General features: G+C 50.0%; 18 protein-coding genes and 1 other annotated feature. Of the genes, 3 read left to right on the top strand and 15 right to left on the bottom strand.

Features of this window, described 5'->3' with window-relative positions; genetic code table 11:
• The first annotated feature begins 66 nt into the window (after positions 1 to 66).
• Positions 67 to 615, top strand: a complete 549-nt coding sequence (lepB, locus tag NYR52_RS06235; RefSeq protein ID WP_022736106.1) for a signal peptidase I — start codon at positions 67 to 69, stop codon at positions 613 to 615.
• A gap of 98 nt (positions 616 to 713) precedes the next feature.
• On the opposite strand, the gene NYR52_RS06230 is transcribed toward lepB, so the two are convergent.
• The 9 genes from NYR52_RS06230 to NYR52_RS06190 all read right to left on the bottom strand — a co-directional run bounded on the left by NYR52_RS06230 (position 714) and on the right by NYR52_RS06190 (position 10,919).
• The gene (locus NYR52_RS06230; protein ID WP_102992093.1) at positions 714 to 1,346 is read right to left on the bottom strand and encodes an FMN-dependent NADH-azoreductase; all 633 of its coding nucleotides are present in this window, start codon (positions 1,344 to 1,346) and stop codon (positions 714 to 716) included.
• 125 nt (positions 1,347 to 1,471) lie between these two features.
• A complete protein-coding gene (locus tag NYR52_RS06225; protein ID WP_022736104.1) occupies positions 1,472 to 2,104 on the bottom strand; it encodes an FMN-dependent NADH-azoreductase in 633 nt (210 codons plus the stop codon).
• A gap of 281 nt (positions 2,105 to 2,385) precedes the next feature.
• Positions 2,386 to 4,650 carry a right-handed parallel beta-helix repeat-containing protein gene (locus NYR52_RS06220; protein WP_259436515.1) on the bottom strand — a complete coding sequence of 755 codons (2,265 nt, stop codon included), beginning with the start codon at positions 4,648 to 4,650 and terminating at the stop codon, positions 2,386 to 2,388.
• Positions 4,651 to 4,740: 90 nt separating this feature from the next.
• Positions 4,741 to 4,887, bottom strand: a complete 147-nt coding sequence (locus NYR52_RS06215; RefSeq protein ID WP_259436514.1) for a hypothetical protein — start codon at positions 4,885 to 4,887, stop codon at positions 4,741 to 4,743.
• Positions 4,888 to 5,262: 375 nt separating this feature from the next.
• Entirely contained in the window at positions 5,263 to 5,778 is a 516-nt protein-coding gene (locus NYR52_RS06210) for an adenine phosphoribosyltransferase (protein ID WP_102992091.1), read from the bottom strand.
• On the bottom strand, positions 5,717 to 8,137 hold the full coding sequence (recJ, locus tag NYR52_RS06205) for a single-stranded-DNA-specific exonuclease RecJ (RefSeq protein WP_259436513.1): 2,421 nt from the start codon (positions 8,135 to 8,137) through the stop codon (positions 5,717 to 5,719). Before recJ ends, NYR52_RS06210 begins: the two co-directional genes overlap by 62 nt.
• Before the next feature lie 125 nt (positions 8,138 to 8,262).
• Positions 8,263 to 9,171: a protein translocase subunit SecF gene (gene secF / locus NYR52_RS06200; RefSeq protein ID WP_259436512.1), complete on the bottom strand. Its 909-nt coding sequence runs from the start codon at positions 9,169 to 9,171 to the stop codon at positions 8,263 to 8,265.
• Positions 9,161 to 10,390 carry a protein translocase subunit SecD gene (secD, locus tag NYR52_RS06195; RefSeq protein WP_259436511.1) on the bottom strand — a complete coding sequence of 410 codons (1,230 nt, stop codon included), beginning with the start codon at positions 10,388 to 10,390 and terminating at the stop codon, positions 9,161 to 9,163. The genes secF and secD overlap by 11 nt, the downstream gene beginning before the upstream one ends.
• 229 nt (positions 10,391 to 10,619) lie before the next feature.
• Entirely contained in the window at positions 10,620 to 10,919 is a 300-nt protein-coding gene (locus NYR52_RS06190; RefSeq protein WP_022736099.1) for a post-transcriptional regulator, read from the bottom strand.
• Positions 10,920 to 11,083: 164 nt separating this feature from the next.
• On the opposite strand from NYR52_RS06190, the gene spoVB reads away from it, so the two are divergent.
• Entirely contained in the window at positions 11,084 to 12,658 is a 1,575-nt protein-coding gene (spoVB, locus tag NYR52_RS06185; RefSeq protein WP_259436510.1) for a stage V sporulation protein B, read from the top strand.
• Here spoVB and NYR52_RS06180 read toward each other — a convergent pair.
• A complete protein-coding gene (locus NYR52_RS06180; RefSeq protein WP_022736097.1) occupies positions 12,655 to 13,338 on the bottom strand; it encodes a DUF421 domain-containing protein in 684 nt (227 codons plus the stop codon). The genes spoVB and NYR52_RS06180 overlap by 4 nt on opposite strands.
• A gap of 173 nt (positions 13,339 to 13,511) precedes the next feature.
• On the opposite strand from NYR52_RS06180, the gene NYR52_RS06175 reads away from it, so the two are divergent.
• Positions 13,512 to 13,904 (top strand): TIGR04086 family membrane protein, encoded by a 393-nt coding sequence (locus tag NYR52_RS06175; protein WP_259436509.1) that lies wholly within the window; start codon positions 13,512 to 13,514, stop codon positions 13,902 to 13,904.
• A gap of 60 nt (positions 13,905 to 13,964) precedes the next feature.
• On the opposite strand, the gene leuD is transcribed toward NYR52_RS06175, so the two are convergent.
• The 5 genes from leuD to ilvE all read right to left on the bottom strand — a co-directional run bounded on the left by leuD (position 13,965) and on the right by ilvE (position 19,651).
• Positions 13,965 to 14,591, bottom strand: coding sequence for a 3-isopropylmalate dehydratase small subunit (gene leuD, locus NYR52_RS06170; protein ID WP_259436508.1), 627 nt, complete (start codon positions 14,589 to 14,591; stop codon positions 13,965 to 13,967).
• Positions 14,591 to 15,994 (bottom strand): 3-isopropylmalate dehydratase large subunit, encoded by a 1,404-nt coding sequence (leuC, locus tag NYR52_RS06165; RefSeq protein ID WP_054095500.1) that lies wholly within the window; start codon positions 15,992 to 15,994, stop codon positions 14,591 to 14,593. The genes leuD and leuC overlap by 1 nt, the downstream gene beginning before the upstream one ends.
• A 4-nt stretch (positions 15,995 to 15,998) precedes the next feature.
• Positions 15,999 to 17,111 carry a 3-isopropylmalate dehydrogenase gene (leuB, locus tag NYR52_RS06160; protein WP_054095501.1) on the bottom strand — a complete coding sequence of 371 codons (1,113 nt, stop codon included), beginning with the start codon at positions 17,109 to 17,111 and terminating at the stop codon, positions 15,999 to 16,001.
• A gap of 10 nt (positions 17,112 to 17,121) precedes the next feature.
• The gene (locus NYR52_RS06155; RefSeq protein WP_259436507.1) at positions 17,122 to 18,669 is read right to left on the bottom strand and encodes a 2-isopropylmalate synthase; all 1,548 of its coding nucleotides are present in this window, start codon (positions 18,667 to 18,669) and stop codon (positions 17,122 to 17,124) included.
• 82 nt (positions 18,670 to 18,751) lie between these two features.
• Positions 18,752 to 19,651 carry a branched-chain-amino-acid transaminase gene (gene ilvE / locus NYR52_RS06150; protein WP_132220061.1) on the bottom strand — a complete coding sequence of 300 codons (900 nt, stop codon included), beginning with the start codon at positions 19,649 to 19,651 and terminating at the stop codon, positions 18,752 to 18,754.
• Between the two features lie 98 nt (positions 19,652 to 19,749).
• Positions 19,750 to 19,995: a binding site (T-box leader), on the bottom strand.
• Positions 19,996 to 20,294 lie beyond the last annotated feature (299 nt).

Here is a 20,294-nt window from a genome sequence, read left to right as displayed (position 1 = left end):
GCATTGAATTAGTTAACATCCAAAACCTCTTTTTTCCAAAATCAAGTAAGGAGATGTACGTGAATAATGAGGATTGCAAAAGAGCTATTGGCCTGGGGTGGTTCAATCTTCTTCGGCATTGCCTTCGCACTTTTTATCAGTATTTTTGTATTTCAACCCACCAAAGTTCTCGGTAGCTCAATGGAACCTACATTAAAACCCAACCACCACATCTATGTATCCAAACTTCCCCGGACGTTCACCTACAAGCCCCGGATCGGTGACATCGTGATCATTGACAGCCGTGTAAATCGTGCGCGCACATGGAAGGACGATTTACTCGATACCCCGCTGTTCTCCATGTTTAAAGAGCGCCATAGCCACGATGTCTGGGTCAAGCGCGTCATCGGCCTCCCCGGCGATACCATCATGATCAAAAGCAACCAAGTGTACCGAAACGGACAACGTCTGAAGGAAGATTACATCAAAGAGGCGATGATCGATACGCCCGACGCCCATTTCGTCATTCCGGAAAACCAGATCTTCGTCATGGGCGACAACCGCAACAACAGCCGGGATAGCCGGGAAATAGGCAGCATCCCCATCGATCATGTGCTAGGGGTTAAAATATTCTAAATGTCGCCATGAACCAAGTGGATGACGCTGTCCCCTTGCAGTGTAGTTGGAGGCAAAAATGAAAAGCTAGGATGCCTTTTGCATCCTAGCTTTCTTTATTATTTCGCAAATTGCACCGCTGCGTCTTGCGCTTTGGCGATGGCATCCTTCAAGATGGCTTCTGCTTGATCCGGTTGTGCAGCCATTCCTTCAGCGACAACCGTGGTAACATCCGTAATTCCAATGAAGTTCATCACCGCATGGATATAACGATCAGCGAAATTCAAATCCTGCGCCGGACCATGGGAATAAACGCCACCGCTGGCATGCAGGTGAATCGCTTTTTTGCCTTCCAACAAGCCGACCGGTCCTTGTTCAGTGTACTTGAAGGTTTTGCCCGCGATGCAAATGGTATCAATATACGTTTTCATGCGTGGTGGGAACAAGAAGTTCCACATCGGCGTAACAAACACATACTTGTCCGCTTCCACAAATTGATCGGTCAATTCATTGATCCGAGCGACTTTGCGTTGCTCGTCTTCAGTCAGACCTTCACCTTTAGCCAGTTTGCCCCATCCGCTGAACACATCGGCGTCAAGGTAAGGAAGATCCATTTGGTATAAGTCAAGATGGATGATTTCGTCTTGAGGATTCAATTCTTTATATTTATCCAAGAATCCTTTCCCCAATTTGAGACTGAATGATTCGTTTTCTGCTTTGGGATTGGCAGTGATGTACAGTACTTTGGCCATTCGTGTCTTCCCCCTAAAAAATAATCAACTAATCTTTTGTAAGTATATTAAACAGATGATCTTTTGTCAAGCTAGGCGGTTCCTTTATGTATTATAAATAACCATGCCAATTCTCATTCATCCATTCAACTTTGCGCAAATTGCACCGCTTGTTGTTTGGCAAGCTGAATCCCCTGTTGGAGGATTTGCGAGAACCGTTGCGGATCTGATGTACCCTCGGCAATGATGGATTGCACATCGGTGATTCCCATCAGCCCCAAAACCAACCGGACATAACTGTCGGCATACTCCATCGCTTGCGCCGGACCCTGTGAATAGATTTGCCCCCGCGCTTGAATATGAACCGCCTTTTTGTTCAGCAACATCCCGACCGGTCCGGCCGCGGTGTACTGGTAGGTTTTTCCTTGCATGCAGACCAGGTCGATGTAAGCTTTAAACATGGGTGGCAAACCAAAATTCCACATGGGTGTGACAAAAATATACTTGTCGGCGTGGATAAATTGTTCAACTAACTCACTGATCCTTCCCAACTTTTTCCGCTCTTCCAAAGTAAGAGGGGAACCTTCATTCAACTTACTCCATCCGCTAAACACATCGAAATCCAGTAAGGGAATCGGATCGCGGTACAAGTCCAGCTCTACAATTTCATCAAGCGGATTGGTCAATTCATACGTTCGCAAAAACTCCCGTCCCATACGTAAACACACAGATTCCGACTCTGGTTTAGGATTAGCGGTGACATATAATACCGTTGCCAAAGACTCATCTCCTCGCCTAAGGCCTTATAGCCATGAATGTTTCTCTATAAATTGAAAAAAACTGCCCGATCTGTTACCTGTTATAGGACATATCGATAATTAAATAACATACAACATGCTTTTATTACCCTATATGGATAACAATTATAACCTAAAATCAAATATTTGGTCGATTTAAAGACGACAGAAAAAAATAAGAAGTGGATCATATCCACTTCCACTTCGGGCCATTGCATTATTTTCAAACGAAACGACATTCCTTGCCAAGCCATTTGGGCCGGTCAATGCAAATAACGCTCGATTTCCGCCAGCCAGTCCGGATTGCCGGGTCGGATGTCTGTCTCTTCATTTAAAAAGTCTTCAGGCATCAAGGTGACCAATAACTCTTTGTTCCGTTTTTCTTTCGGCAATCGGACACATCTGCGTCCATGGTTAAACTTCACCTGCTGGAAAAATTCCCGCAGGCGCGCAAGTTGGCCCTCTGGGCCGTACCTGTGCAGGTGAATCATCGCTTTGACGCAGTCATCTTTGGCACTGGGATGGATCACATATTCTTCTGCGCGCGCCATCTGTTCAAAGTGCTCGGCCAACTCATAAGGCGTGTAGGGAACAAAAGTGAAACGGTTTTTCACCAAATCGTTCCATTGCTCCCCCAACCATTCCTTTAACAATGACTCCTCTCCAACTAAGATCAGGGCGCTGTCTGCCTCCCGCTGCGCCAGCATCTGCTTGATATGGCGTATGATGCTTTGACCGCTTTCTGTGTTAGCCAATAGCGGCAGGCGTTCAATGAGCAGGATCCCGCCTTTCCCTTGGTCTATTAATCGGTGCCACTCCCGCAACATGGCCTCCTCCGACTGTTGCGCCAACAAGCCAGCATCCATGCGGATAACCTGATCCGAAGGGAGGATGCCTATTCCTTTCAACGCCCGGCCATACCCCTCGGCCACCTCTACCTGACCGGTGTCCGCAGTGCCGCAGAAAACGGCGTGGATGGGCATCTCATCAGGCAAAGGCAAGCCTAGTCGTTTGCGCTCTTGTTGGTAATCCAAGTAGGTTACCACGTCTCTCATTTGTTGCTTCACTTTCTCCTGCCCGATCACCCGCTCCCACTCGGCCGCATACTCGCTTAACGGTTCGCTTTCCTCTTCTGCTGACTGCGGTTCGGCAGTCGTAGAGGGGATATCTGTCAGGCAGCGCTTGATGATGGGATGGCCATTTTCCACTGACCACGCTTCATCGCATTTCGTCAAAGTGCACTCCTCAAACGTTCCTCGGCCGTTGTCGATCACATGAACCCCCACTTTGGATTGGGACACATGACAACGGACAAACGTAGGATCGGCAGCATGGGCGATACAGACTGCCCCGCGGTCGGGAAACTGCTTGATCTCCGTCTCCTGTACGATCCCTTCCGCTTTCTGCGCATAATAAATCCCGTACTCTTGCCCATGGTAGACCTTGGATCGCAGAATATCCAACCGCCCATCATCCAGCACCGTGACGATGTTGCGATTGAACCCAAATAGCTCGCAGCTTTCGACGATACCTTTGCCGCTATGGTAACAGGCTATAGCCCCTTGATCCCCGTCATGTATACGCGTCCGCAAAAATTGGGGGTTCGCCTCCGTCCGGATCACCACTGCGGGCTTATCGATAAACCCATACAAGTCGCAATTTTCTACAATGCCACCTGCTTCTTCCTCAAACAAAAATGCACCACCCGGACAATTTTTGATTTCCGTGTGATGAAATCGGGGCAGGGCTCGTCCGGCCACCCGAACCGCCGCTCGTTCCTTGCCGAGGGCATAAAACTTACACTCTTCAAAAACCCCTTTTCCCCCTTGGAAAACGATGCCCGTGGCTTTGCCATCATGGATCTGCGTTCGGAGGAATGTGGGGCTCCCGCCATGAACGCCCACGGCTGGACTGTGGTGGAAGCCATACACATTGCACTCCTCAAACCGGCCTTGGCCCAACTCTTCCACAAACACTCCGTAACCCAATGTACCTGTGATCTTGCACTTGCGAAAAAAGGGATTCCCTTGCGCAATAAACACCACTGCCAGTTCTCCGTGGCTGAGAAGTTCGCATTGCTCAAACAAGATTTTCCCCGCGCTTTGACACTGGACAGCAACATTTTTCTCACTGAAAACCGATGACCTGCGTACAATGGGCTCCGCATCATCATGCAAAATGGAGATCGCCGGACTTTTAGAGGCCATGACGCGGCAATCTTCCAATACCAAGGAACCTTTATTCATCAACACGGCAGGGGCTTGGGCCATGCGCGATTTCTTGATGGTCACGTTCTTGATCACCGCATAACCGGTTCCCATCTCGATGGTGGCAAACTTTTTACCTTGGATCACCACTTCCTTATCATCGCCGAGCCCTACAATTTCAATATATCGATCAAGCCATAAATCCTCTTGGTAGACGCCAGGCTCAACCTCAATCGTCGTGCCTGGTTTCGCATCCATAATGGCATCTTGAATATTGCGATACTTGGCGAACCACCTACGCGAAACGCGGATTTTTGCCATCGATAGTCAAACCGCCTTTCCAACCCGTTACTTCTTTCTTCACTATATCATGCCACAATGCAAAGAAAAAAGTCGGCATTGGCCGACTTGTTACCTGTTGCCTCTGTTATAATATTCAAACAAATGGTCGCGAATGATTTTTTCCGGTGATTCTGTTGGTTCTTCGTTTTCAATGCGGTTATTTTCTGCCTCGTTCACTGAATCAGGCACTTCATACGCCAGGGAATGAGAAATCACGAAGAACTCCTCCCAACTTGTGAATGGATTTATTTATCTAAATTATATTATAACAATAGAAACATATCAACATCTGTATTAATACAGAAAGACAAAAAAATGAACCACTGTCGATGTCACTCTTAGGGTGTGTCTGGCAAATCAAGTTGGTAGGGAAGAAGCGGCGGAAAAAGCTTTTCTCGAGGAGCGCCTCGCCACGCGTGAAGCGAATGAGAAAATGGTTTTGGAGCCGCTAGCCTATTCATCAGACACGCTCTAGAAGCAACATCAACAGTGGTTCAGTGCGCTGGAGCTCGAATCAATTGCCAACACCCTGCCACCACTACCTGCCCCCCTCTCAAAAAAAAGCCACCCTGCATATAGGGTGACTCTCTATCAATCATATTGCACTAAAGAAACCACATTAAGCCCATCTAACTTCTTGCGGCCTTCCAGATAGTTCAGCTCAATCAGGAAAGCGGCAGCCACCGGCACTCCCTGCAACTGTTTCACCAAATCGAGCGTGGCGGAAATGGTTCCACCGGTAGCCAGCAAATCGTCCGCAATCAGCACTTTTTGGCCCGGTTTGATCGCATCTTTGTGCATAGCGAGCAAGTCCTTGCCATACTCCAAGCTGTAGCTGGCTTCAATCGTTTCACCGGGCAACTTCCCTTTTTTGCGAACGGGTACAAACCCGACTCCCAAAGCGTAAGCAAGAGGCGCGCCCACGACGAAACCGCGCGCTTCAGGGCCCACGATCACATCAATCTCTACGTCTTTTAACTGCTCTTTCAATTCGTCAATCGCCGCCCGGTATGCCGCGCCATCTTGCAAAAGGGTGGTGATGTCTTTAAACCGAATCCCCGGTTGCGGATAGTCTGGAATCACTCTGATTTTCTCTTTGAAGTTCATTTGCTAAGCCTCCTATATGTGTGAAAGCAATCGTTGACACCAAGAACTGGCACAATTCCAGATATGTCGAGTACACAAGGGTGCGAAATACTTCTTCTCGCTCTATCTGTTTTTGATACAGCACCGACTCAGTTAATGGTTTTTTGTTTGGATTGGGATGGATCTTGATTTCACCTTGATTGAGCGAAATAAAGCCACACTCCGCAAACACTTGAATCATAAAGGAAAGCGCCCGTTTTTGCAATCCCGTGACGCGAGCCAAAGACGAAAAATGTTTGGACAATGAAATTTTCTCCTTGCCGACCAATGCGCCGTACAGCTTCTTAAATTCTTCCCGGGTCGGGGTTTTGACCAGCATATCGTCAAATTCCTTATCACCGAACAACAAGTACAAGCGTTCAGCATCGGCAAAATAAGGCAAGCTCTTTTTGCAGACCGACATGGTTGGCGGAGCTTGCACCCATACGACGCGCTTCGCCCGCTTGACCAGCTCCCCATCGCAGTTGCCTTGCCCTAGCGCTTCCCACGAAACCACATGATACTTGGCTCCCCGCAACAGCTCCTCATCTTCAGAACCGGCTCCGCAGACGAAGAGGCACTCCTCCGCATCCATATCCAAAAAGCGATCCAGTTGTTTACGGTTACTGCGCCAATCAAATATTTGCAAATGGGGAATGGCCACATCCTTGATAATCAACTGTGGCGAACGTTTGCCATTCCACTCGTTTACCTGCAATTCCCCCAATACGCGCAACCGGGCGCAAGGGGAAATTTCCTTCTCCATACCTCCGGCTCGGAAAGCAATGCCTTCTAGCAAGTGTTCCCCATCCTGCAAGATCATTTTGACATGCTCATTATCGCGCCCCATCAGTTGCAATCGCAACAACTTCAGATTGTCAAACGCGAACAGGGGAGTAGGGTTTCCCATGCCGTATGGAGCGAGCGCTTCGATTTGCTCGATCAAGTGCAATTGCACCCGCTCCAAACGCAACTCATCTTCCAGTGTAGTTTGCGGCACATAATCCTCGTCCGTCAACCATTGCTTTGCCAGTTGGCTGAGGTGTTGATGAAAAGGAACGATGTTTTCGACGGGCAAAGTCATCCCCGCTGCCATGGCGTGTCCCCCAAAATGCGGCAACCATTGCTGGCATTCCGCTAGCGCGCGGTACAAATGAAAAGCGGAAATGCTACGCGCGGAGCCTTTGGCTGTGCCTTTTTCCTCATCAATGCTCAACACGATCGCCGGACGGTAGTATTTTTCCACCAAGCGCGATGCGACAATGCCCACCACACCCACGTTCCACCCTTTTTTGGCAACGACGATGACATGTTGATGTCGCTCCTTATCCTGCTCCACTTCAGCAATCGCTTCTTGGGTCATCTCTTCCACTAATTCTTGCCGTTCCCGGTTCACCTCATCCAACTCTTCTGCCAACATCCGCGCTTCCTCTTCATTATCGGTGATCAACAACCGCACAGCCGAATCAGCCGAATCCAAGCGGCCGCTGGCATTGATCCGTGGTCCCAACGCAAAGCCGACATGGCCCGCCGTCACTTCCCGCTGGATGCCGGCAACTTCTAGCAATGCCCGCATCCCGGTCAATTCCCGTCGATTCATTCGCTCCAAGCCAAACGCGGCCAAAATTCGGTTTTCATCCGTCAACGGAACCAAGTCTGCAATGGTGCCCAGTGCCACTAATTCCAACCACTCTTCCGGAATGCGTCCCATTAGTGCCGTCGCCAGCTTGAACGCCACCCCGACTCCGGCCAACATCTTAAATGGATATGGGCACCCCGGTTTCTTGGGATTGATCACCGCATATGCATCCGGCAATTGCTCCGGCGGCTCATGGTGGTCAGTGATAATCAGATCGAGTCCGAGCTGTTTCGCCACCTCTGCTTCCATCACCGCGCTGATCCCCGTATCCACCGACACCACCAAGCCAAAACCACGCTCTTTTGCCAAGGCCAGCGCCTCTTTATTTATGCCGTACCCCTCCCGAAAACGATTGGGGATATAATAGTCGACATCCGCCTGAAGCGTTCTCATCACATGGAGCAACAAACTGGTGCTACTCACTCCGTCTGCATCATAATCGCCGTAAATGAGGATTTTCTCTTTGTCCGCTATCGCTTGCTTGATCCGCTCCACAGCAGCCTTCATTCCGTCCAGCAGATAAGGGTCGTGCAAATCTTCCAATTTTGGCTTGAGAAATTTGTTGGCTGCTTCACTATCATCAATTCCCCTTCGCACCAAGAGCCGGGCGATCAAGGGGTCTATTCCGCACTCGGCGGCCAGCTTGGCGACCACTGCCTCGTCCGGCTCCACTTTATGCCAACGCGTTTTTGCGTGCAACACGTTCACGTTCACCTCGCTTCGCGTCATTCATTATATCACAAAGCTCACAGAGGGCAGGAGAAACTTATTGTCATGAAAAGAGGCCGCAAGCATATCGCCACGGCCTCTTGAAGCCAGATTGGCGGTTATTCCGCCGCCACCGGCTCCCCTTTTTTCTTTTGCATCGCTTTCCATTTCCAGCCAATCCACAATGGGCTCGCCACAAAAATGGAAGAATACGCTCCGGAAATCAGACCAAACAACAGAGCCAAAGAGAAGTTTGCGATGCTCTCCCCGCCCAACAGCCATAAGGCAAAAGCGGCGAAAGCCACCGTTAACACCGTGTTGATCGAACGCGTCAAGGTCTGGTTGATGCTGACATTGACTACCTTCGCCAAGTCTTCCCAATTCTTCGGCTTCATCGTTTCCATATTTTCACGGATCCGGTCAAAGATCACGATGGTGTCATTGATTGAATACCCGATAATGGTCAATACGGCGGCGATAAAAACAACGTCCACTTCCAAACGCAACAGTGAAAACATCCCGATGGTAAACAGCGAGTCATAAAGCAAGGCGATCACCGCCGCTACTCCAAACCGCCACTCAAAGCGGAATGCCACATACACCACGATACAGAGCGACGCGATCACGGTAGCCTTGATCGCATTGCTCGCCAATTCGCGTCCGATGATCGGATCTACTCTTTGTTCTTGTACTTTCGGAGTCAGGTTGAACGTTTCTTGGAATTTTGCTTTGATCTTTTGAATATCTTGCCGTGACAGGGGCTTGTCCACACGGAAGATGACAATCTCATTATTCGTGCCGCCAATGCGGATGTTGGGATTCTTGTAACCCATTTCCTCCAGCGCCTCGCGCGCCTTTTCAATCTTTGCATTGGGTGCCAGCGAGATGTCCAAGCGGGTTCCGCTTTTAAAATCGATTCCAAGGTTAAGTCCTTGCCACACAAGGGACACAACACACACCACCATCACAGCCAGGGCGATGAGCAGATACGTTTTGCGGTGCTTGATGATGTCAAACTTATAGGTCACTGATCTCATCCTCCCTTACGCCAAACAATCCTGGCCGCTTAAGCAAATTGGATCGAACCAAGAGCGTCATCATGATCCGTGACAGCGCCACGGCAGTGAGGAAGCTGACGATAATCCCCACAATCAGCGAAACCGAAAAGCCCTTGACTGCGGAGGTACCGAAGATAAACAGCACAACCGCGGCGATAATGGTGGTAATGTTGGCGTCGAAGATGGTCAGGAAAGAACGCTTGGAACCCGCTTTGACCGCACCGGCGATGCTTCGTCCGATCCGGAGTTCGTCGCGAATCCGTTCGTTCATGATGATATTGGCGTCGACCGCCATCCCGATCCCCAGGATAAACGCGGCGATTCCTGGCAACGTCAGGGTCACATCAAGCAACATGAATGTCAACAGCACGAGGTATGAGTAGGAGATAATCGTAATCACGGCGATAAAGCCGGGCAAGCGGTACACACCAACGACGAAAATAAAGATGGCGATCAACGCGTACAATCCAGCAATCAAACTGTCACGCAACGAATCAGCACCAAGCGACGCGTCAACGGAGTAGCTTTGCACTTCTTTCAACTTCAGCGGAATCGCCCCGGCATTGAGCAAATCGGCCAATTCCTGTGCCTCTTTCACGTCTTTTTGCCCCGATATCTGTGCATCTCCGCCTGCAATGACCGTTTGCACTTGCGGCGCGCTGAGCAGATGATCATCCAAATAGATCGGAATTTGTTGTCCCAAGTAGGTGCGCGTGATGTTTTCAAATTTCTTCGGGTCTTTCAACTTTAGCGTCACCACGGGACGGTTTAATTGGTCATAACCCACGCCAGCCCCGTTTTCCTTGAGGTCTTTCCCTTCCATTAATATCTTTTTACCGGTCGGGTCACGAAAGGTGAGCTTCGCTTGTTTTCCAAGCATTTCACGCGCTTTGTTCTGGTCTTTAACCCCAGCCAGTTGCACGCGAATGCGGTTGCCCCCTTCAATGGTAATCTCCGGTTCGCTCACCCCCAACACGTTGATCCGGTTGTTCAACGCGGCAGCGGTGTCCTTCAGAGCATCCAGGCTTACATTTTTCTGTTCCGTTTCATACAGCACTTCAAATCCGCCCTGAAGGTCAAGGCCTTTGGTTATGTTATTCCATACATTGAGTGTGGTTGTGGCGACAATGCCCAGTATCACCACCACCATCAGGCAAAAAGCCACCAGTTTGCCCTTGCGAATCTTCATGGTTGCTCCTCCTTTTATGTATCACACCAACATTCTCATTATCCGGCGCATCTGGAGGAATGTCAATTTTCAAGGAGCGCACGAATAATGACAAATGGGCAAAGCCAATTTATATTTTCTCAATACTCTGTCTAACGAACGTCTAGTCTGATTGTAATGAATGTTTCCAACCCTGTCAAAAAAAACAGGGCGAACATTTCCAACTCGCTAGAAAATGTTCGCCCGTTTTTTATTTTTGCTCATCATCTTTATATACCGACAGCATCAGCCAGTTCATAAACCGATTCGCTTTTAGCGACATGATATCATTAACCAGGCGGTTTAACCGGGGCCAGCCGCGTCGATAATTTTCGGAGACGCAAGCCCAAATCTGTTCACCCGTCACATTCTCATAACCGTACATACGAAATTCGGCCGCTTTACTGTTGCAGAGATCCTCGATGCATGTCATCAATTCCTGCTCGCTCATGAATTCGCGCTGTGATTGCTTCTGCCGACTGACTGATTTTAACGATCCTTGTCTTGCCATGGTGTTCCTCCTCGCTCTGCGTATCAAAAACCTGCCTTTTGTTCATATCCTCTTTCGGTTTTTAGAATACAAAATCCTACCCGTACATTCCACAATTTTTTTGGCATGAGTCGCACGGACAAGTCATACGTTTTAGTAAACTTTTGTGAAAGAGAGGCCGAACTATGAAAAGCAAGGGATTTTTATACGGGACGCTGATTTTAGTCGGCGCAGGCCTTATCACTAAAATCCTTGGTTTTGTTTATCGGATCGCTCTTTCCCGCATCATCGGGGACGAAGGCATGGGGCTGTTTCAAATGGCGTTTCCCATCCTGGTTTTCACCATTGTGGTCACCACTGCTGGATTGCCGGTGGCCATCTCCAAATTGGTCTCCGAAGCTGAGGCAAAAAACGAAACGGAGCGGGTTCGCTCCATCCTCATTGTATCGATATTCATCGTCGTTATCACTAGTGTATTGATTACCAGTTTTGTCCTGCTGTTCGCTCCATGGATTGCCAAAACGCTACTTACGGACCAACGGGCAGTTTATGCGTTGCTCGGCATCGCGCCGATCATCCCTATCATTGCCATCTCTTCGATCTTCCGCGGATATTTTCAGGGGCGCCAAAACATGAGCCCTTACGCCATGTCCACCATTATTGAACAAACCGTGCGCATTTTTACGGTGTTGATATTAGCCACCATCCTGCTCCCTTACGGTGTTGAATACGCGGCAGCGGGGGCTATGATCGGCATGGTAATCGGCGAATTTGCCGGGCTTTTGTATCTGCTATATTCATTCAAACGAGATGATGGGCGTCCAATATTGCGTAAGCTCTCGTTTACCAAGAAACAACATTCGCAACAATGGCGCGAAAGCTTGCGCGATCTGTTGCGCTTGGCCATTCCTGTCACCACCAGCCGCTTGGTTGGTTCGTTTTCTTATGCGATCGAACCGATTGTCGTTTCGCAAAGTTTGGCTCTCGCCGGCATCGCCACAGCCGCGGCAACTGCATTGTACGGCCAATTGGAAGGCATGGCGATCCCGCTCGTTTTTTTTCCTTCATTCATCACTTATGCGCTGTCCGTTTCCCTCGTACCCGCGATCAGTGAAGCGGCAGCGCAAAACAATGCTCGCTTGGTTTCTCACCGCCTACAACAGGCCGTCCGCTTAAACCTGATCGTGGCCTTGCCAAGCGCCTTGCTCATGTATATGCTGGCGGAGCCACTATCCATCCTGCTCTACCGTCAAACCGATGTAGCACGGCTAATCCAAATCATGGCTCCCTTCACTGTGTTGCATGCCATGCAAGGCCCTTTCGCATCGGTGTTGCAAGGATTGGATAATGCAAAAGCACCCATGCGCAATTCCATCATCGGAGCGGTAGTTAAGACCATCTTGATTTTTGCCCTCGCTTCTCAGCCGGCTTTGGGAATTGATGGGGTCGCCTTGGCCATCAATTGCGGCATTGTCATCGTCACGACCTTGCATTTCATCGATATATTGAAAGTCGTTTCCTTCCGTCTTCCTTTGAAAGAGCTGGGCAAGCTGTGCGTCGCCACCGCAGCCGCAGGCTTGGTCACCTATACCTGCATCCATATGGAACACTGGCCCTTATTGGCCCAAACCGCGGCAGGCTTTTTCGGCAGTTTGTCCATCTACGCACTGTGCCTGGTGTCGCTCTCACTGATCCGCAAAGATGACGTGCGGCGCATTCCCTATGTCGGCAAATGGATGGCCAAATGCCTGCCCCATTAACGCGTTGGGCGGTCCTTCCGGTCAATGTACAACCGCCCTTCGTAGTTCACCGCCGCATAAAACACCTCTTTAAAATCTTTCAATCCCCGCTTTTGGATTTCCGCCTTGAGCCAAAAGCGGTTTTGTCCCAACTTTTTGAGCCCTTCTTCCTGCACCTTCCCGTCGATGATCACGGGGATAGGCATCCGAAACTGTTTGAGATCCTGTCTTACATCCTCCTTGAATGCAGGCCGTTTCTCCTCTTTAGGAAACACGCTCAGCTTCCCTGTTGATTCCAACACCGCAAATTCCACATCGGAGACATCGGGAATGTTTTTTTCCCGCAACTGGGTGAGCAAGTCATCCAGATTGTATCGCAACTTAGCCATATTCTTGTCGACGATCTTCCCATTTTCAATCAACGTCACCGGCCGACCGTCTACCCAATTTCGAATCCGTTCGCTTTTAAGCGAAATGAAGGATAACAGTATTTGCAAAAAAGCTAACAGGATGATCGGGGAAATCCAGGTAATCAGCGGTTCCTCTTTGTTTTCGATGGCCATGGACGAAATATCGGCGATCATGAAAGAAACGACCAAATCAAAAATCGACAACTTGCCGATCTCACGCTTCCCCATGACACGCATGATGACTAGGAGAAACACATAAATGAATACGGTGCGCAAGAGGATGGACCCCATGTTTCGGCAACCTCCTTTCATCCAAGACTTACAGGCTCCCTGACATCGCTCCGCATGAGGTAATTCACCGGTTAGTTTCCGCAGCGCGATCCGTTTTTATGTCTGGCGCGGACAGTGATATTTTGGACTCGCCTGTCATAACATGTACCAACTTGCCCAAAGGAGGTCAGAGGATGAAAGAAGCTTTGTTTGACACTGCAAAAAAGGGATGGCAATCCCCTTGGCTTGTGGGCCAATGTTGGATCTGGGGAATCATTTTGTTCTGCTCTTTCCTCGCCGCGTTGGGCCTCAGATATACGTCGTTGCCGTCAGACAATGTAACAGTTATTTCCTACATTGTGAACGCAGGTGCTCTCTTCGCCGGCGGACTGGCTTCCGGACGCCGCGCAGGACGGAAAGGATGGATGATAGGCGGAATTCAAGGCGTGTTGTTCGTGTTGTTAGTCTGGCTACTGAGCTTCTTGGCGTTTGATGCGGCCCCGACCATCAACCCGTTGGCTTTTCTCTGCTTTGCCTTTGCCGTCGGTGGGTTGGGCGGCATGATCGGCGTAAACACCAAACCATGACCAAAACACAAACCGCCTTCCTCCGTCCAATGGAGAAGGCGGTTTGTTGTGCTAGGTTACCTATGTTACTGATTCCGTGGTGGGATACACTTTTTGATACGGTTTTCTCACTGACTGTTCATAAGCGGTGATGTGATCGGCGTGAAGCAGCGTAGCACCGATATCATCCAAGCCTTTCAGCAATCGCTCGCGCCGGTAAGGGTCGACTTGGAATTTCCATGTCGTGCCTTCATCATCCCGCACCAATTGGTCTTCCAAATTCACTTCCAAGCGGCACTGCCCCTGCCCCGCTTGTTGGAAAAGATACTCCACGTCCTTTTCTGGCAACACAATGGGCAACAAGCCATTTTTAAAACAGTTGTTGTGAAAAATGTCGGCAAATGAAGGGGCGATGATCACTTTAAAACCGTAATCAGCCAGTGCCCAAGGTGCGTGCTCGCGCGATGACCCACACCCGAAATTGTTGCGGGCAAGGAGGATGCTTGCTCCAGCATAACGAGGCTGATTCAAAACGAAAGTCGGGTCTGGTTCCCCATTGGGCAAAAAGCGCCAATCATAGAAGAGAAATTGTCCAAACCCGGATCGCTCCACCCGCTTCAAAAACTGTTTGGGAATGATTGCGTCCGTATCCACATTAGGCCGATCCAACGGTGCAACAATGCCTTGGTGACGAACAAATGCCTCCATCAGTTAACCTCCTCCAGCTTCTGTAATTGCCCTGGCTCCACAAACCGACCAGCGATCGCTGCGGCGGCAGCTGTGACCGGAGACACAAGATGGGTGCGCGCTCCCCGCCCTTGCCTTCCTTCAAAGTTTCGATTTGAAGTGGAAGCACACCGTTCCCCCGCCGGCACCACATCGGGGTTCATCGCCAAACACATGCTACAACCCGGCTCTCGCCATTCAAAACCCGCATTGATGAAAATCTCATGCAATCCTTCCTGTTCCGCTTGCCGTTTAACTTGTTTTGAACCGGGAACCACGATGGCCCGGACATTAGGTGATACCTTATGTCCTCGTACCACTTGTGCTGCAAGACGCAGGTCTTCAATCCGCGAGTTGGTACAAGAACCGATAAAAACGTGCTGAATTGGGATGTCCGAAATCTTGGTGCCGGGTTCCAACCCCATATAAGCCAACGCTTGCCTTGCCGCAAGCCGTTCCATTTCTGTGGGGAATGTATCAGGATCAGGTACGGTTCCATTGATACTCGTGCCCATACCGGGATGGGTTCCCCATGTGACCTGGGGTTCCAAAGCAGAAACATCAAACTGGATCACCCGATCGAAGACCGCATCGGGATCTGAAGCCAATTCCCGCCATAACTTTACACAGGCGTCGAAGTCCTCTCCCTTCGGCGCGTAGGGACGACCTTTCAAATAAGCAAACGTCGTCTCATCCGGTTCGATCAGTCCTGCCCGCGCCCCGGCTTCAATCGACATGTTGCAGATGGTCATCCGTTCTTCCATCGACATGGCTCGAACTGCTTCACCTGCAAATTGGATCACATGGCCAGTGCCAAAATCAACCCCATATTTCGCGATCAAACCGAGGATCACATCTTTGGCGGTCACACCTGGGCGTGGTCGGCCAGTTAATTCAACCAGCAGCGTTCGAGGCTTTGTTTGCCACAAGCATTGAGTCGCCAGTACATGTTCCACTTCACTGGTACCAATGCCAAAAGCCAGTGCACCAAATGCGCCATGCGTCGATGTATGGCTATCTCCGCATACAATCGTCTTGCCTGGTAGCGTCAACCCTAATTCCGGTCCGATGACATGGACAATCCCTTGTTCTTCGCTATGCAAGTCGGCCAAAGAAATCCCAAACGCCTCACAGTTCATTTGCAAGGTTTCAATCTGCTTGCCTGCTATCGGGTCTGTCACAGTAAATGGATTGTCGGTCGGCACATTGTGATCCATGGTCGCAAACGTAAGCTCAGGCCGTCGCACTTTCCTGCCAGCCATGCGCAACCCTTCAAACGCTTGCGGAGAAGTGACCTCATGCACTAAATGCAAATCAATATACAGTAGATGCGGCTTGCCTTCTTCCGCGACAACCACGTGTTGCTCCCAAATCTTATCAAACATTGTTTTACCCGCCACATCTGATCCCCCCTCTTTTTACACATTGTGCCAAAGCTTCACGCACCTTGGCGCCCATCTCCGACGTGGTTAAACGAGCCGTTCCCGGTTCACCCAAATCATCCGTTCGCCATCCTTCAGCCAGTACGGACTCAATCGCGGATTGGATGGCATCCGCCTCTCTGGCCCAACCTGCCGTTTGGCGCAACATCATGGCGACGGACAAAAACATGGCCAATGGATTGGCTTTGTTTTGACCCGCGATATCGGGCGCAGAGCCGTGAATCGGTTCATACAGCCCCGGCCCCGTCTCACTGAGGCTGGCGGAAGGCAACATCCCGATCGAACCGGTAATCATCGCGGCTTCGTCACTCAATATGTCCCCAAACATGTTCTCCGTCACGATCACATCAAAACGGCTTGGACATTTGATCAATTGCATCGCCGCATTATCCACCAACAAGTGGTTCAAAGTCACATCGGGATATTCAAGTGCCAACCGTTCCGCCGTTTCCCGCCATAATCGGCTGGTTTCTAACACGTTAGCTTTATCCACCGAAGTCAGGTGGCGACGACGCTGGCGGGCCATCTCAAACCCGAGCCGCAAGATTCGCTCGATTTCCGCTTCTGTGTAGTGCAAGGTGTCAACTGCTTCCCATTCCTGCCCGCTCTGGCGGCGTTCCTTCGGGGTGCCAAAATATAAGCCACCGGTTAACTCCCGCACGATCACCATGTCCACATCCTGCAATAGCTCCCCCCTCAATGGGGAAGCTCCCTCCAAGCCGGCAAAAACGGTAATCGGACGCAGATTGGCGTAAAGACCAAGTTCTTTGCGCAAAGCGAGTAAGCCCGCTTCGGGACGCAAATGACCTGGTTGCTCATCCCACTTGGGACCGCCAACCGCCCCTAACAAAACGGCATCGCTGGTGCGGCACAATTGAAGCGTCGCATTTGGCAACGGTATCCCTTCTTCATCAATCGCTGCCCCACCAATTTGCCCGTACTGAATCTCAATGTTCCGTTGAAAGAGGCGAACAATTTCTTCCAGCAAATTCACTGCCTCTCTCGTGATCTCGGGACCGATTCCGTCACCCGGTAACACGGCAACGCGCATACTTCCCACACCCTTTCTGTTAATGATGGTTCGTCGCAAATACAGCTCCTGCCCGCACTTTTACCATGATGCGGTTGATGGCATCCAACAACGCTTTGGCCGAAGCGCCGAGCACATCATTGTCGATGCCACGCCCTGTTCCAATATGGCCTTGGTGCTTCACTTTGACATAAACTTCTGCCAGCGAATCGATGCCAGACGTGGTTGATTGGATACGATAGTCCATCAGCTCAATCGGTTCGGGAAGCAAGCGCTGGATCGTCTGATAAATCGCTTCAACACTGCCGTTTCCGGTAGCCGCTTCTTGGACGAACTCCCCTTCTGGCGTCTTGATTCCAATCGTGGCCGTAGAAACGCCTTGCGCGCCGTAATGCACTTGCAGAAAAACAAGTTCATACGCATCGGCTCCCTTTTCTTTGCCAGTCAAATCAGCAGCCAGGGCCAAGATATCCTCATCCGTCACCTCTTTGCGCTTTTCCGTCAACTCTTTGAAGTGTTTGAACAGAAGATGGAACCGTTCATCGTCCAATTGAATCCCCAGCTCTTCACACTTATTTCGGAACGCATGGCGGCCTGAATGCTTGCCGAGCACGATAGCATTGGAAGAAAGGCCGATCATTTCTGGGCGAATGATCTCATACGTCAGCTTGTTTTTTAGTACCCCATCTTGATGAATGCCAGATTCATGCGCAAATGCATTGGCTCCGACCACCGCTTTGTTGGGAGGAACAGCCAAACCGGTATACTTACTGACCAAACGGCTAGTACGTACTATTTGGTTTAGTTCCAACCCTGTTTCGGCTTGGTACACTTGTTTGCGAATGGCTAGCGCAATGGCAATTTCTTCGAGTGACGCGTTGCCGGCCCGTTCACCAATGCCATTAATCGTGCACTCGATCTGCTCCGCCCCTCCCGCGATCGCTGCCAAGGAATTGGCCACCGCCAAGCCCAGATCATCATGACAGTGAGCCGAAAGCTTGGCGCGGTGAATGTTGGGCACTCGCTCCCGCAAATAGCGAAACATCCCGGCATATTCTTGTGGTGTGGCGTAGCCGACCGTATCGGGCAGATTGACCACTGTCGCACCCGCATCGATCACTTTCGTCACGATCTCGACGAGAAAATCCCAATCGCTTCGCGTCGCGTCTTCAGCCGACCATTCCACATTGCCGGTGAAGTTTGCGGCATATCGGACTGACTCGACCGCCTTTTGCACCACTTGTTCTGGCGTCATCCGCAACTTATGCTCCATATGGATCGGCGATGTTGCGATAAATACATGGATGCGGGGGTTAACCCCCTCTTTAATTGCCTCCCAGGCCGCATCGATGTCATTTTTCGTGGAGCGTGCCAAGGCGGCGACAGAACATTTTTGAATCGTACGGGCGATTCTTTGTACAGATAGGAAATCACCTCGTGAGGAAGCCGGGAAGCCCGCCTCCATCACATCCACACCCAATCGCTCCAATTGGCAAGCGATCTCCAACTTTTCATCTGCGTGCAGATTGACTCCGGCTGATTGCTCCCCATCCCGCAACGTGGTGTCAAAAATCTCGATTTTTCCCATTTTTCGCTCTCCTTTGCATCCTTAAATCTTGAAAGCTCCACCCTCGCCATCGCCAACTTTTCTAATCATGTTTCTAGCTGGTTCACACGCTTGCCGAAAATATCCCTGGCACTTTTGTGCCCCGCTGAACCGTAAGTTGGCGGAATGCTTTGGTCAACTTTGCTGTAAGGGGTCCCGGCTTTCCACTGCCGATGATGCGACCGTCCACATTCACGACCGGAATCATTTCTGCCGCTGTGCCCGTCAGGAAGACTTCATCGGCCACATAGACATCGTGACGTGTAAACGGAACCTCCGCACAAGGGATTTGAAACGTCTCGCACAACTCCATCACCACATTGCGCGTAATCCCTTCCAGCGCGCCCACATAGGTCGGCGGTGTGAAGATTTTGCCGTTTTTCACAATAAAGATATTATCGCCAGAACCTTCGCACACATATCCATCTTGATTGAGAGTCAACGCTTCAAGCACTCCCGCCCGTGCTGCCTCAAGACGTACCAAAACGTTGTTGAGGTAATTTAATGATTTGATTTTGGGGTTGAGCGCATCCGGGACATTGCGACGAGTCGGAACAGTGACAATCTCCAAGCCCTCATCGTAATACCGCTGCGGAAACAAACTTAATTCTTCCGCAATGACAATCACGCTTGCCTGTTTACAATTGCGAGGGTCCAATCCCAAGTCACCTACCCCACGAGATACAACCAATCGAATATAAGCATCAGGCAGACCATTCTTTTCAAGCGTTTCAACGACGACCGCTTCCATTTCCTCGGGTGTAAGCGGAATGTCGAGCATGATCGACTTGGCCGACTCATATAGCCGGACAATGTGTTCTTTCAGACAAAAAACGTTGCCGGAATAACAGCGAATCCCCTCAAAGATCCCATCTCCGTATAAAAAGCCATGGTCAAACACGGAAACCACTGCTTTCGACTTGGGGACAAATTCACCATTCAAGTAAACCCATTTTTCCCTCATGTTAAGCTCCCCCTTGTGTTTTATTAATAAGGAAATGAAAAAACCCCCGACTCAACAATCAAATGGCGCGCATTCCTGTCAGGTGCGGCAGATTCGATTGCTGAGGCGAGGGTTTCGCGGTACCACTCAGCTTCTCCGCTTTCTCGCGAAAACGGACTCGGCGAGTCCAAACGACTCTTGCCCGGTAACGGGGGCAACCGTCGCTTTTTACTCGGGGGCTGGGCCCTTTTCAAAAGCGCAACTCCAAGGTGAGATTCGAAGTGGGAGGGTGACCGTCTTTTCAGCCTAGAGACAGCTCTCTGTACACACTCTGCACCTCTACTGGTCCTCTTCATCGCTTTTTGGTCTGAGGTAATACCCACTATGTTATTATTTAAGCAGGAACATTCCCACTATTCTATCAATTTATTATGGGTATTATAAAACTTCACTTATCCTTTGTCAACAACCCCATCCGCATGGACAATACCAAGCGATCCAAGGATTAAAAATCATACAAATCTGTTGAAAAATAGGATTTGTCAGATGATATGCTTTGTTTAATGGGATTGCCGCTTACTTATTAAAGACGATTATAAGAAGTCTTCTCTACCTTGTCAACAAGAATTTTTTAATCCGTATTCTCCGTTTTTTATGCCTGATG

Source organism: Laceyella sacchari (assembly GCF_024927925.1).
GTDB lineage: Bacteria > Bacillota > Bacilli > Thermoactinomycetales > Thermoactinomycetaceae > Laceyella > Laceyella sacchari.
This window is presented reverse-complemented; position numbering and strand designations above follow the sequence as displayed.

Coding starts and splice junctions, on each gene's coding strand:
- lepB (WP_022736106.1), top strand. CDS start 67: ATGAGGATTGCAAAAGAGCTATTGGCCTGGGGTGGTTCAATCTTCTTC.
- NYR52_RS06230 (WP_102992093.1), bottom strand. CDS start 1,346: ATGGCCAAAGTACTGTACATCACTGCCAATCCCAAAGCAGAAAACGAA.
- NYR52_RS06220 (WP_259436515.1), bottom strand. CDS start 4,650: ATGGCAAAAATCCGCGTTTCGCGTAGGTGGTTCGCCAAGTATCGCAAT.
- NYR52_RS06210 (WP_102992091.1), bottom strand. CDS start 5,778: ATGAACTTCAAAGAGAAAATCAGAGTGATTCCAGACTATCCGCAACCG.
- secD (WP_259436511.1), bottom strand. CDS start 10,390: ATGAAGATTCGCAAGGGCAAACTGGTGGCTTTTTGCCTGATGGTGGTG.
- NYR52_RS06190 (WP_022736099.1), bottom strand. CDS start 10,919: ATGGCAAGACAAGGATCGTTAAAATCAGTCAGTCGGCAGAAGCAATCA.
- spoVB (WP_259436510.1), top strand. CDS start 11,084: ATGAAAAGCAAGGGATTTTTATACGGGACGCTGATTTTAGTCGGCGCA.
- NYR52_RS06180 (WP_022736097.1), bottom strand. CDS start 13,338: ATGGGGTCCATCCTCTTGCGCACCGTATTCATTTATGTGTTTCTCCTA.
- NYR52_RS06175 (WP_259436509.1), top strand. CDS start 13,512: ATGAAAGAAGCTTTGTTTGACACTGCAAAAAAGGGATGGCAATCCCCT.
- leuD (WP_259436508.1), bottom strand. CDS start 14,591: ATGGAGGCATTTGTTCGTCACCAAGGCATTGTTGCACCGTTGGATCGG.
- leuC (WP_054095500.1), bottom strand. CDS start 15,994: ATGTTTGATAAGATTTGGGAGCAACACGTGGTTGTCGCGGAAGAAGGC.
- NYR52_RS06155 (WP_259436507.1), bottom strand. CDS start 18,669: ATGGGAAAAATCGAGATTTTTGACACCACGTTGCGGGATGGGGAGCAA.
- ilvE (WP_132220061.1), bottom strand. CDS start 19,651: ATGAGGGAAAAATGGGTTTACTTGAATGGTGAATTTGTCCCCAAGTCG.